We start from the raw sequence: 12,722 nt of genomic DNA on the forward strand, positions 1-12,722 counted from the left end.
GGTGATCGATGGGGGTCCCGGGACCCTTCCCCGGCGCAGCGGGGACACCCGACGGGCCGGCCATGGGCCGCGAGGAGGTGGACCGCGCGCTGGCGAAGCTCACCGCCGAACACGAGGCGATCGAGTCCTCGCTGCTCGCCCTCCAGGACCACGCGGGCAGAAGACTCCTGGAGGGCGCCGAGCTGACCGGCGTCACCAAGGAGCGGTGGGGCACCACCGAACAGGCCGTCTCCCTGCTGTGGAGCTATTTCGACGCGTACACCGACACCCTCCGGCACGCGCGGGAGCTGCGGGCCCGCCACCGCTGGCCCACCCCGGGCGAGTTGACCGACCTCACCGAGCTGCTGCGCGGTGCGGGGATCACCCTGCCCAGCAGCGCCACCCTCACCGGTTCACCGCTGCTGAGCGAGCAGTTGAGCCTGGACCGGCTGGTGGACCGGATGAACCGCTGGTACGCGGAGGCGCTGGACGTCATCGTCACCGCGGACGCCGTCTGGTCCGCGCTGCCCGCCCGGATCGACATGCTCGCCGCCGAACTGCACCGCACCCGCTCCCTGGCGCATTCGGTGGGGGTGCGCCCCGGGGAGCACCCGTCGGGCGACGATCTGGAGCGGATCACCACCGAGCTGACCGCGCTCCGCGCCGAAGTGGTCTCCGATCCGCTGGCGTTCTGGAAGCCGCGCAAGAGCGGCAGTTCCGCGCCGGGGGGCGGGTCCCCGGACACCGAGCGCTACGACCGGGCGGCCCGCGCCCTGGAGGACGTACGGCGCGAGATCGAAGCGGTGCTGGATGTGCGGCAGGACGCCGAGCGGCGGCTGATGCGGCTGCGCGATGTGCTCTCCCGCGCCGACCGCACCCTGGCCGAGGCCCGGCAGGCGCGCGGTGAGGTGCTGGCGAAGATCGCGGCATCCGAGGTACCCGCGGTCAGCGGCCCGCCCACCGCGCTGCACGAACAGCTCGTTGCCGCGGCCGACTACCGCAGGCGCGCCCAGTGGCACCGGCTCTCGCCGCTGCTGGAGAGCCTGGAGCAGCGGGCCGATGACGAGCTGCTGCGGGCCCGGGAGTCCCTGACGGCGGTGACCGCGCCGCTCGCGGTCCGCGCCGAGCTGCGCGGCCGGCTCGACGCGTACAAGGCGAAGGTCGCCCGGCACGGTATGGCGGAGGACCCGCTGCTGATCGAGCGGTACGACGCGGCGCGCCGGATGCTGTGGAGCGCTCCCTGCGATCTGCGGGTGGCCGAGCAGGCGGTGCTGCGCTATCAGCGGGCCGCGGCCGACGCCCTCGTACCCCGTCAGGCGGGTCCCACCGATCACGGCACCCAGGGGGCACGGCATGAGTGAGGCGGTCAGCTGCCAGCGGCGCGAATGTGGCGGTGCGTACGAGGACGTGGGCGGCGGCGAGCTGTACTGCGACACCTGCGGGATGGCTCCGGTCGTCTCCCGGGACGGCCTGGTGAGTTCACCGCCCACCGGGGTGGCGGCCGGGGGCCGCGGCGGCTCCGCGCCCTCGACCAGGTCCTCGCGCCCCTCACGGTCGGCGCGCTCCTCCTCGTCCCGGCGCTCGGTCTCCGGGCGGCTGCGTTCCTCGCTGTCGGGCGGGTCCTCGGGGCGTTCGGTCTCGGTGCGCAGCTCCCGTTCCACCTCCTCCGCCTCCGGGCGGAACGCCCTGGGCGCGGGCCTGGTCAGCGTTCCGGAGGTGCCGCGCCCCGATCCGCGGACGGCGGTGCTGGCCGACCCAGAGGTGCCGGAGCGCAAGCGGTTCTGCAGCCGCGGGGACTGCGGGGCGCCGGTGGGCCGGTCCCGTGGCGACCGTTCCGGCCGCACCGAGGGGTTCTGCACCAAGTGCGGCCATCCGTACTCGTTCGTCCCGAAGCTGCGCCCCGGCGATGTGGTCCACGGGCAGTACGAGGTGGCGGGCTGTCTGGCGCACGGCGGTCTGGGCTGGATCTACCTGGCCATAGACCGCGCCGTCTCCGACCGCTGGGTGGTGCTCAAGGGCCTGCTGGACACCGGCGATGAGGACGCGCTCGCGGTCGCCGTCTCCGAGCGCCGCTTCCTCGCCGAGATCGAGCACTCGAACATCGTCCGCATCTACAACTTCGTCGAACACCTCGACCAGCGCACCGGCAGCCTCGACGGCTACATCGTCATGGAGTACGTGGGCGGCAAGTCGCTGAAGGACATCGCCAACGACCGGCGGTCCCCGGACGGCCGCCGGGATCCGCTGCCGGTGGAGCAGGCGTGCGCGTACGGCATCGAGGCGCTGGAGGCGCTGGGCCATCTGCACAGCCGCAATCTGCTCTACTGCGACTTCAAGGTCGACAACGCGATACAGCAGCAGGACCAGTTGAAACTGATCGACATGGGCGCGGTCCGGCGGATGGACGACGACGACAGCGCGATCTACGGCACCGTCGGCTACCAGGCGCCCGAGATCTCGGACGCCGGTCCGTCCGTCTCCTCCGACCTGTACACGGTGGCGCGCACCCTCGCGGTGCTCACCTTCGACTTCCAGGGCTACACCAACGTCTACGCGGACAGCCTGCCCGACCCCGAGAACATCGAGGTCTTCCGGCGCTACGAGTCGTTCTACCGGCTGCTGGTGCGGGCCACCGACCCGGATCCGGGCCGCCGGTTCGCCTCCGCGCAGGAGATGGCCGACCAGCTCACCGGGGTGCTGCGGGAGGTCGTGGCGCTCCAGACCGGCCGCCCCCGGCCCGCGCTGTCCACGCTCTTCGGCCCCGAACCACGGGTGGTGGACACCGCGCTGTTCGCCGAGGAGGGCCAGGAGCCGTCCGTGCTGGGCGCCCGGGACACCGGGCGCCGGGCCGCGGATGCCGGGCCCTCGGGGAGCCCGGGGGCCCACGGCCAGGGCGCCGCGGGCGGGGCGGCCCTCCAGCCGCCGGGGCCGCCGCCCCTGCCGCTGCCCGCGGTGGCCCCGCTGGACACCCGGGCCACCGCGCTGGCGCTGCCGGTGCCGGTGGTGGACCAGGCCGACGCCAACGCGGGCTTCCTGGCCGGGCTGCTCAGCGCCGCCCCCGCGGAGCTGAGCGCCGCCCTCCAGAACGCCCCGGCCGACTCGCTGGAGCTGCGGCTGCGCCGGGTGCGCGCCCAGCTTGAGCTGGGCCAGGCGCAGGAGGCGGGCACCGCGCTGTCCGGCCTGGAGGCCGGGTACAGCGACGACTGGCGGATCGTCTGGTACCGGGGGCTGCACGCGCTGGCCACCGGCGACCACGAGACGGCCGCGCTCTCCTTCGACGCCGTCTACGACGCGTTCCCGGGGGAGCCCGCGCCCAAGCTGGCGCTCGCGGTCTGCGCCGAGGTGCTCGGCCAGCTGGACAACGCCGCCGAGTACTACCGGCTGGTGTGGACGACCGACCCCAGCTTCGTGAGCGCCGCCTTCGGGCTGGCCCGGGTGCGGCTGTGCTCGGGGGACCGGGCCGGGGCCGTGCACGCCCTGGAGTCGGTGCCGGAGTCGTCGATCCACTACACGGCGGCGCGGGTCGCCGCGGTACGGGCACGGCTGCGCCAGCGCCCGCCGCGGGACGCCCTGCTGGCCGATCTGACGGCCGCGGCCCTCCAGGTCGAGCGGCTGGGCGAGTTCGGACTGGACGCGGTGCGGCGCGAGCGGCTGCGGACGGAAGTCCTCGGTGGCGCGCTGGATTGGGTACTGTCCGGCAGCAGCGGAGCGACCCCGGGCCGGACCGGGCCGCCTCTGCTCGGGAGCAGCCTGGACGAGCGCGGGCTGCGCTTCGGATTGGAACGCTCGTACCGGGTACTCGCCAGGCTCGCGCAGCGGGGCGAGGAAAGGATCGAACTGGTGGAACGGGCCAACCGTCTCCGCCCCAGGACGTGGGTGTGATCGATGTCGCAGATGCCACAGCTTCCCCAGCTGTCAGCCTGCCCGACCTGTGAAGAGCCGCCGCAGTCGGGGGACCGCTACTGCGATAGCTGCGGCGCCGATCTGACGGCGGCGGCCCCGCCGCCGGGTACGGCGCCCGCCGGGTCTCCCCCGGCCGGTTCCGCGACCCCGGAACCGGAGGACTATCCGCTGGCCGCCCCGGCCCCGGCGGCCGGTCCGCCCGGCGGGGCGGCGTCCGGGGCCCCGGGTACGCCCGGAGCGGCGGAGGGACCGAGCGGCGGAGCGGATCCCCGGCTGAACGGCGGCGCGGGCCGCCCCCGGTGTGTGGCGTGTCAGGAGGGCACCATCGACCAGGACGGTTACTGCGAGCACTGCGGCCATGCCCAGGCTCGTGAGCGCGACCACATGGAGCGCGAGCTGGAGGGAGTGGCCGCGGCCAGCGACCGGGGCTTGCGCCACCACCGCAACGAGGACGCGTTCTCGGTGTCGGCCGCCGCACTCCCCGACGGCTCCCCTGCCGTGGTCGCGGTCGTCTGCGACGGCGTCTCCTCGGCCACCCGCCCCGATGACGCCTCGGCCGCCGCGGCGCACGCCGCGGAGGTGTCGCTGCATGCCTCCCTGCCGCGCGGCGCCCACCCGCAGCAGGCCATGAACGAGGCGATCGTGGCCGCCGCCGAGGCGGTCAACTCCCTGGCCCTGGAGCCCGGGTCCGCCGCGCACGAGGAGCAGTTGCAGCGCCATCAGAACGCTCCGGCGTGCACCATCGTCAGCGCGGTGGTCACCCCCGGGATCCTCACGGTGGGCTGGATCGGCGACAGCCGCGCCTACTGGGTGCCGGACGACCGTACGACCCCGGCCGCCCGGCTGACCGAGGACGACTCCTGGGCGGCGCAGATGGTGGCCGCCGGGCTGATGTCGGAGGCCGAGGCGTACGCGGACGAGCGGGCCCATGCCATCACCGGCTGGCTCGGCGCGGACGCCTATGAACTGGATCCGCACACCGCGTCGTTCAAACCGGACCGTCCGGGTGTGGTCGTGGTGTGCACCGACGGACTGTGGAACTACGCCGAGTCGGCGGAGGAGATGGCCCTGGCCGTACCGCCGGACGCGCGGTCCCGTCCGCTGCACAGCGCCCAGGTGCTGGTGGGTCACGCCCTCGACGGCGGGGGCCACGACAACGTAACAGTGGCGGTGGTGCCGTTCCCCGCTCCGCAGGGGAGGGCAGGATCCGCCTGACGGCTCGAGGGGGGTTGCGGGTCCCCGCCGGTTGAGACGGACCTCCGCGGCGCGACGGCGCACGTCGGCGCGCGCGGGGGTCCCGTGGGGCGTCGCGGTCGCGCGGGGAGCGCATGGCGCCGCGGTGGTCTCCTCCGGCGGGGGCTGCTGTGTGCTCGCCGCTCCGCTCAGCCCTTTTGTCGAGAGGACGATGTGTCCATAGATCGCTATGGGGCAGATCGCCACGGAGCGCCAAGGAGCGGACCAGATGGCCACTTTCTCCAAGTCCCAAGCGCCGCGTTTCTCGGTGGAGGTCTATCAGAACCCCTACCTCCCCGAGGGCGGCCGCGAGGTGAACGCGATCGTCACGGTCACCTCGACCGGCGGCGGGACCACCGGGGGGATGCCCATCCCCAGCCGGCTGACGGGCGTACGGGACAGCAGAGGGAGCTCCCCCGACGCGGCCGTGGTGATCATGGTCGACTGTTCCGGTTCGATGGACTACCCGCCGACGAAGATGCGCAACGCCCGGGACGCGACGGCGGCCGCGATCGACACGGTGCGCGACGGTGTCGCCTTCGCCGTGGTCGCGGGCACCCACAAGGCGGTGGAGGTCTTCCCGGGCGACGGGCAGCTCGCCACCGCCGATCCGGAGACGCGTGCGCTGGCCAAGGACGCGCTGCGCACCCTGAGCGCGGGCGGCGGCACCGCGATCGGCACCTGGCTGATGCTGGCCGACCGGCTGCTCGCCTCCGCCGACGTCGCCATCCGGCACGGCATCGTGCTCACCGACGGGCGCAATGAGCACGAGGAGCCGGAGGACCTGCGGGCGGCGCTGGACGCCTGCGCGGGCCGCTTCACCTGCGACGCCCGCGGGGTGGGCACGGACTGGGAGGTCAAGGAGGTCACCGGGATCGCCTCCGCGCTGCTCGGCACGGCCGATATCGTCGCCGATCCCGCCGAGCTGTCCGGTGACTTCACACGGATGATGGAAACGGCGATGGGCAAGGAGGTCGCCGATGTCTCCCTGCGGCTGTGGACCCCGATGGGCGCCGAGGTGGCGTTTGTGAAACAGGTCGCACCGACGGTCGAGGATCTGACCGCCCGGCGCGTCGAGGCCGGTGCGCGCGCGGGTGACTATCCCACGGGCTCCTGGGGGGACGAGTCCCGCGACTACCACGTCTGCGTCCGGGTGCCCGCGGCCGAGGTCGGCCGGGAGATGCTCGCGGCGCGGGCCTCCCTGGTGCTGCCGCAGCAGGACGGCGGGCCCGCGGCCCCGCTGGCACAAGGGCTGGTACGGGCCGTGTGGACCGATGACGTGGTCGCCTCCACCGCGATGAACCGCCAGGTCGCGCACTACACGGGTCAGGCCGAACTGGCCCAGGTCATCCAACAGGGAATGGATGCCCGCAAGTCGGGCGATATCGAAGGGGCCACCGCCAAGCTGGGGCGGGCCGTCCAGCTCGCCGGTGCGTCCGGCAACGAGGACACCGCGAAGCTGCTCGCGAAGGTGGTGGATGTCGTCGACGCGGCGACGGGTACTGTGCGACTGAAAGCGAAGGTCGCGGAAGCGGACGAGATGACCCTCGAGACGCGTTCCACCAAGACGGTTCGCGTCAAGAAGTAGCAGACGAAGCAGTACACCCACGCAGGAAACGCCAAGAACGGCACAAGAGGGGGATCACCGACATGCCGACCTGCCCCAACGGCCACTCATCGGCAGCCGACGACTGGTGCGAGGTATGTGGTCACCGAATGTCGGGGACGCCCATGCCCACCGGCGCCGTGCCCCCGCCTCCGCCACCCCCGATGCCCGGCGCCCCGGGTGCCCCCGGCGGTTACGGCTTCCCGGGCCCCGCGGGCCCGCCCCCGCCCGGCCCCGGCGCGCCTCCTCCGCCCGGCGGTCCCGGTGCGCCCCCGCCGCCTTACGGCGGACCCGGCGGACCGCCGCCGCCCGGTGGCCCCGCTGGCCCCGGTGCGCCGTTGCCCCCGCACGGCGGGACGGGCGGTGGCTACGGCTACCCCGGCGCGCCCACGCCCCCGCAGCCGGACCCGGCCTTCCAGGCCGAGCTGTGCCCCCAGTGCCGCACCCCGCGCGAGGCACAGGCGCCGTTCTGCGAGGAGTGCCGCTTCAACTTCCTCACGGGGGCGCCCACTCCGTACTCACCGCCCTCGTCCGGCGGATTCGCGCCGCCGCCGGGGCCGCCGCAGCCGTTCCCGCCGCAGGGCCAGCAGCCCCCGCACGGCGGTGACTACCAGGCGTCGCGCCCGTCGCAGATCAACCGCCCGGCGGAGCCGCTGCCCACCGCGGAGCCGGGCCCGCCGCCCGGTCCGGCGTTCGGCCAGGACGACGACTGGACCCTGCCGCCGCCCACCGGCGCCACCGCTCCGGGGGCCGCGCACGCGCCCCCGCAGGCACCGCAGCCCCAGCCGCAGTACGGGTACGGCTTTCCGCAGCCGCCGCAGGGCGCGGCACAGCCCGCGCCGCCCGCGCCGCCGTACGGCAACGAGGAGTTCCCGGGCGCCATGCCCCCTCCTCCGCCGGTGCAGCAGGTCCAGCAGGGGCACGCGGCACCGCCCCCGCCGCAGCAGGCCACGCCGCCCTCGCCGTTCGAGCACGGCGGTCCGCCGCCGTCGCCCGCCGGGTGGGTCGCGGTCGTCGCGCCGGACCGCGAGTACTTCATGGCGATGATGCACCGCAGCGGTCCGGAGGCCGCCGGGCTGAACCTCCCGGCGTACTCCCCCGAGCAGCAGCTGCCGCTCAACGGCCAGCAGATCACCATCGGCCGCCGCCGCCACAGCACCGGCGAGTCCCCCGACATCGACCTCGGGCGCCCGCCCGAGGACCCGGGTGTCTCGCACCAGCACGCGGTGCTCGTCCAGCAGCCCGACGGCACCTGGTCGGTGGTCGACCAGGACTCGACGAACGGCACCACGATCAACGGCGGTGAGGACCCGATCCAGCCGTATGTCCCGGTTCCCCTCCAGGACGGCGACCGCGTCCATGTGGGCGCCTGGACGACGATCACGGTCCGCCGCGGCTGAGCGCTCCCTGTCGTGCGGGTGGCGGTCCGCCCGGATCGGGCCGGGCCGCCGCCCCGGGCCCCGGACCCGCTCAGACGGGCGGGCCCAGCGGCCAGCCGTAGGGGCCCTCCGGGTCGTCCAGCCAGGCCCATTGGCGGTCACCCCGCACCGTCACGCCGTAGCGCTCGCGCCCCGGCCGGTCCTCGTGCTCCCAGAGCGCCAGGGCCTCGACCGGCTCCATCCGCCCCGCGACCAGGTTCAGCAGGAAGCGGAAGGAGTCGTCCATCAGCGGCCGCGGCGGCACGCCGTGAGTGGAGACCGAGGGCGGCGGGGCACTGCCGCGCAGCGGTACGAAATAGGCGGGAGTGGCCAGGAATCGCCCCTCGCCATGTCCGGTGTCGGCGACCCGCAGTGTGACCAGCCCGGTGGCGAGCGGCATCAGGACGAGGGCGCCCGGCCGGCACTGGGTGAGCCACACCGCGGGAACGGACGGCACCGCGCAGGTGGCGATGATCCGGTCGTAGGGGGCGCGGTCGGGCCAGCCGCGCGCCCCGTCACCGGTGACGACCGCCGGACGGAATCCGGCCGCGGCCAGATGGCCGCGCGCGGTCTCCGTGAGCTCCGGTTCGAGATCGAGGGTGGTGACCCGGTCGTCGCCGAGCCGGTGGGCGAGCAGTGCGGCGTTGTACCCGGTGCCGGTGCCGATCTCCAGCACTCCGTTGCCGTCCGCCACCTCGAGGGCTTCCAGCATCCGCGCCATCAGCGACGGCTGGCTGCTGGAGGAGATCAGCTCGCCCCCGCGCACCCATGTGGCCAGGGGCGCGTCGGCGTACGCCCCGGCCAGCCAGCGCGCCCGGCGCGACGGATCCGGGTCATCGCGCCACAGCCGGGTGTAGACGGCGCCCCCGGATGCCCCGCACTCCCCGCCCCGCTCCTCGCCCGCCTCGTAGTAGCAGGGCACGAACAGATGGCGGGGCACCGCCTCGAACGCCGCCCGCCAGCGGGGGTCGGTGAGCGCGCCGCCCTCGGTGAGCCGCCGCACCAGTCCCGTCCGCGCCTCCGCGGCCGCCGCGGCATGGGGGTCGGCCACCGCCGCGCGGGGGCCGGTGTCCGGCGCGCCGCGGGTACGGCCGCCCGTACTGGCCATGACTCCACTGTCCTGCGCCCGCCTCCGGGCCGCGACCCACGCCCCCTTCCGCCGGCCGGGTGGTCTGAGAGCATGGAGACGTGAAAGACATTCCGCGCGGCACACTTCAGGAGCAGACCTTCTACGAGCAGGTCGGCGGCGAGCCGACCTTCCGCCGGCTGGTGCACCGCTTCTACCAGGGGGTCGCGGAGGACCCGCTGCTCCGGCCGATGTACCCCGAGGAGGACCTGGGACCGGCGGAGGAGCGGCTGGTGCTCTTCCTCATGCAGTACTGGGGCGGTCCCCGCACCTACAGCGACAACCGCGGCCACCCGCGGCTGCGGATGCGTCACGCCCCGTTCACGGTGAACCGCGCCGCCCATGACGCCTGGCTGCGTCATATGCGCGACGCCGTGGACGAGCTGGAACTCGCTCCGGACCTGGAGCGCCAGCTCTGGAACTACCTCACCTACGCCGCCGCGTCCATGGTCAACACCGAGGGCTGAGCGGCCGTACCGCGCCGCCGGGCGGTGGCCCGGCGGCGGACGGAACGAGCCGTGGACGGAGCGAGCGGTCAGGCCGGGGTGACGGTCAGACCGGACAGGCCGGAGGTGCGGACCGCCACCGAACCGTAGGGGGTGCGCAGCCGCAGCCAGCCGCCCGCGGACAGCAGGGCCAGCGGCTCGGCCACCGGTGCGAACGCGGTCGCGGCCCCGGCGGGGACACCCGCGCCGACGCCGGCCGCCGCCCGGGCCGGGCGGAGGAAGCCCAGCGACTGGGCCGCGTGCACCGCGCGCAGCGGCAGCCCGGTGGCGCCCAGCGTGCGGGACCAGATCTCATGGCCGATGCGGTCGCGCTCGGCGCGGGTCCGGCGCTCCTCGGGAAGGGCCTCGTCACGCGCCCGGAACTCGGCGACCGCGGCGGAGACCGCCGCCCGCACCTCATCCGCGCCCGGCAGTCCCTCGACCCGGCGCCAGCCGCCGCGCGGCGGCAGCACCCCGGCCCACGGCGGACCGGTGACCGCGCCGGGCACGGGGACCACCAGCGGGCCCGCCGCGGCGGCGGTCCGCGCCGTGAGCGCCGTGTCCAGCGCCTCGGCGAACTCACCGGCCGAGACCGTGGTGTCCAGGGACCCCGCGGCACCACCGGTGGTGGCCATGGCCGCCACCCGCGCCGTACGGATCGCGAGCACCTCGAAGGACGGCGGACGGCCGAAGACGGCGAGCACACCCGCGCCCGCCTGGAGCCGCACCGCCGCGGCACGGTCGTAGTGGATCAGCCGGACCAGGAAGGCGGCCAGATCGGCCGCCTCCCCGGCGTCGGCGAAGTGGAGCTCGTGGCGGGCAGCCGTCATACCGTGAGAGCCCCTTCCGGCCGCCCGTTCCGCCCGGCACCCTCGGCGGGCTCCAGGTACTCCGCAAGGAACTGCTCCTCCTCACGGCTCACCCGGCGCGGGCGTCCCCGTTCGAGATCGAAGGGGACGAGACGGGTGGCGGCCCGTGCGTACACCGTGTCCTCGTCCTTGACCTCGTAGCACAGGGTCAGATACGCGGCACGGACCTCCGTCACCCAGGTCTCGATGGTCACCGGGGCGTGCCGGTGGACGAGGGGCTTCAGATAGTCGATCTCATGGCGGGAGACCACCACACCGCCGGTGAACGCCGTGCTCCCGTCCCCCGGCGCCAGCCGCCACATGAAGTCGACGCGCGCCTCCTCCAGATAGCGGAGGTAGACCACATTGTTGACGTGGCCGAACGCGTCCATGTCGGACCAGCGCAGGGGGCAGGAGTAGATGTGCCGGGCCATCCCGCTCAGCCCCGGGTCAGCTTCTTGTAGGTGGCACGGTGCGGACGGGCCGCGTCCGGGCCGAGCCGCTCGACCTTGTTCTTCTCGTAGGACTCGTAGTTGCCCTCGAACCAGAACCACTTGGACTCGCCCTCGTACGCCAGGATGTGCGTCGCGACGCGGTCGAGGAACCAGCGGTCGTGGGAGACGACCACGGCGCAGCCGGGGAACTCCAGCAGCGCGTTCTCCAGCGAGGACAGGGTCTCCACGTCGAGGTCGTTGGTCGGCTCGTCGAGGAGCAGCAGGTTGCCGCCCTGCTTGAGGGTGAGCGCGAGGTTGAGCCGGTTGCGCTCACCGCCGGAGAGCACCCCGGCGGGCTTCTGCTGGTCCGGGCCCTTGAAGCCGAAGGCCGAGACATAGGCGCGGGAGGGCATTTCGACCTGGCCGACGTTGATGTAGTCCAGCTCGTCGGAGACGACGGCCCACAGCGTCTTCTTGGGGTCGATGTTGGCGCGCGACTGGTCGACGTAGGAGATCTTGACCGTCTCGCCGACCTTGATGTTGCCCGCGTCCGGGGTCTCGAGGCCCTGGAGCATCTTGAACAGGGTCGTCTTGCCGGCGCCGTTGGGGCCGATGACACCGACGATGCCGTTACGGGGAAGGGTGAAGGAGAGGTCGTCGATCAGGACCTTCTCGCCGAACGCCTTGGAGAGGTTCTCCACCTCGACGACCACGTTGCCCAGGCGGGGGCCCGGCGGGATCTGGATCTCCTCGAAGTCCAGCTTCCGGGTCTTCTCCGCCTCGGCGGCCATCTCCTCGTAACGGGCCAGCCGGGACTTGGACTTGGCCTGACGGCCCTTGGCGTTGGAGCGGACCCACTCCAGCTCTTCCTTGAGCCGCTTGGCGCGCTTGGCGTCCTTCTGCCCCTCGACCTTCAGACGGGTCTGCTTGGTCTCCAGGTAGGTGGAGTAGTTGCCCTGGTAGCCGATGGCGCGGCCACGGTCGAGCTCAAGGATCCACTCGGCCACGTTGTCAAGGAAGTACCGGTCGTGGGTGATGGCCACGACGGTGCCCGCGTACTTGGCGAGGTGCTGCTCCAGCCACTGGACGGACTCGGCGTCCAGGTGGTTGGTGGGCTCGTCGAGCAGCAGCAGGTCGGGGGCCTCCAGCAGCAGCTTGCAGAGCGCGACGCGGCGCTTCTCACCACCGGAGAGGTTGGTGACCGGCCAGTCCCCGGCCGGGCAGCCGAGGGCGTCCATGGCCTGCTCGAGCTGGGCGTCCAGGTCCCAGGCGTTCGAGTGGTCCAGGTCCTCCTGGAGCTTGCCCATCTCCGCCAGCAGCTCGTCGCTGTAGTCGGTCGCCATCTGCTCGGCGATCTCGTTGAAGCGGTCGAGCTTGCGCTTGGTGTCCGCGACACCGTCCTGGACGTTCTCCAGCACGGTCTTGGACTCGTCCAGCGGGGGCTCCTGGAGCAGGATGCCGACGCTGTAACCGGGAGAGATGAAGGCGTCACCGTTGGACGGCTGCTCAAGACCCGCCATGATCTTCAGCACCGTCGACTTACCGGCGCCGTTGGGGCCCACGACACCGATCTTCGCGCCGGGCAGAAAGCTCAGCGTGACGTCATCGAGGATCACCTTGTCACCGTGCGCCTTGCGCGTCTTGCGCATGGTGTAGATGTACTCAGCCAAGAGAAACCGTCCGGCAATCT

The 12,722-nt window shown here is 73.4% G+C and carries 10 protein-coding genes; 6 read left to right on the forward strand and 4 right to left on the reverse strand.

Annotation, left to right across the window (positions count from 1 at the left end):
* Window positions 1-8 precede the first annotated feature (8 nt).
* The 5 genes from NMK44_RS09960 to NMK44_RS09980 all read left to right on the forward strand — a co-directional run bounded on the left by NMK44_RS09960 (window position 9) and on the right by NMK44_RS09980 (window position 8,121).
* On the forward strand, window positions 9-1,340 hold the full coding sequence (locus NMK44_RS09960; RefSeq protein WP_254740539.1) for a coiled-coil domain-containing protein: 1,332 nt from the start codon (window positions 9-11) through the stop codon (window positions 1,338-1,340).
* Entirely contained in the window at window positions 1,333-3,861 is a 2,529-nt protein-coding gene (locus tag NMK44_RS09965) for a serine/threonine-protein kinase (RefSeq protein WP_254740541.1), read from the forward strand. Before NMK44_RS09960 ends, NMK44_RS09965 begins: the two co-directional genes overlap by 8 nt.
* Before the next feature lie 3 nt (window positions 3,862-3,864).
* Entirely contained in the window at window positions 3,865-5,097 is a 1,233-nt protein-coding gene (locus NMK44_RS09970; RefSeq protein WP_254740543.1) for a PP2C family protein-serine/threonine phosphatase, read from the forward strand.
* A gap of 247 nt (window positions 5,098-5,344) precedes the next feature.
* Window positions 5,345-6,703 carry a vWA domain-containing protein gene (locus tag NMK44_RS09975; protein ID WP_254740545.1) on the forward strand — a complete coding sequence of 453 codons (1,359 nt, stop codon included), beginning with the start codon at window positions 5,345-5,347 and terminating at the stop codon, window positions 6,701-6,703.
* Between the two features lie 62 nt (window positions 6,704-6,765).
* Window positions 6,766-8,121 carry an FHA domain-containing protein gene (locus tag NMK44_RS09980; RefSeq protein WP_254740547.1) on the forward strand — a complete coding sequence of 452 codons (1,356 nt, stop codon included), beginning with the start codon at window positions 6,766-6,768 and terminating at the stop codon, window positions 8,119-8,121.
* Between the two features lie 70 nt (window positions 8,122-8,191).
* Here the strand turns inward: NMK44_RS09980 and NMK44_RS09985 are convergent, their stop codons facing one another.
* Complete coding sequence (locus NMK44_RS09985) at window positions 8,192-9,247, reverse strand: methyltransferase domain-containing protein (RefSeq protein WP_254740549.1); 1,056 nt, start codon at window positions 9,245-9,247, stop codon at window positions 8,192-8,194.
* A gap of 80 nt (window positions 9,248-9,327) precedes the next feature.
* Between NMK44_RS09985 and NMK44_RS09990 the strand changes: the two genes are divergently transcribed.
* The gene (locus tag NMK44_RS09990) at window positions 9,328-9,732 is read left to right on the forward strand and encodes a globin (RefSeq protein WP_254740551.1); all 405 of its coding nucleotides are present in this window, start codon (window positions 9,328-9,330) and stop codon (window positions 9,730-9,732) included.
* A gap of 68 nt (window positions 9,733-9,800) precedes the next feature.
* Here the strand turns inward: NMK44_RS09990 and NMK44_RS09995 are convergent, their stop codons facing one another.
* Genes NMK44_RS09995 through ettA form a run of 3 tightly spaced genes read right to left on the reverse strand, consistent with a single transcriptional unit; the run spans window position 9,801 to window position 12,702 of the window.
* A complete protein-coding gene (locus NMK44_RS09995; protein ID WP_254740553.1) occupies window positions 9,801-10,580 on the reverse strand; it encodes a DUF8185 domain-containing protein in 780 nt (259 codons plus the stop codon).
* A complete protein-coding gene (locus tag NMK44_RS10000; protein WP_254740555.1) occupies window positions 10,577-11,032 on the reverse strand; it encodes an acyl-CoA thioesterase in 456 nt (151 codons plus the stop codon). The genes NMK44_RS09995 and NMK44_RS10000 overlap by 4 nt, the downstream gene beginning before the upstream one ends.
* Before the next feature lie 5 nt (window positions 11,033-11,037).
* Window positions 11,038-12,702 (reverse strand): energy-dependent translational throttle protein EttA, encoded by a 1,665-nt coding sequence (gene ettA, locus NMK44_RS10005; protein ID WP_254740557.1) that lies wholly within the window; start codon window positions 12,700-12,702, stop codon window positions 11,038-11,040.
* Between the last annotated feature and the right edge of the window lie 20 nt (window positions 12,703-12,722).

It is taken from the genome of Streptomyces cucumeris, from assembly GCF_024295805.1.
Taxonomy (GTDB): Bacteria; Actinomycetota; Actinomycetes; order Streptomycetales; family Streptomycetaceae; genus Streptomyces; species Streptomyces cucumeris.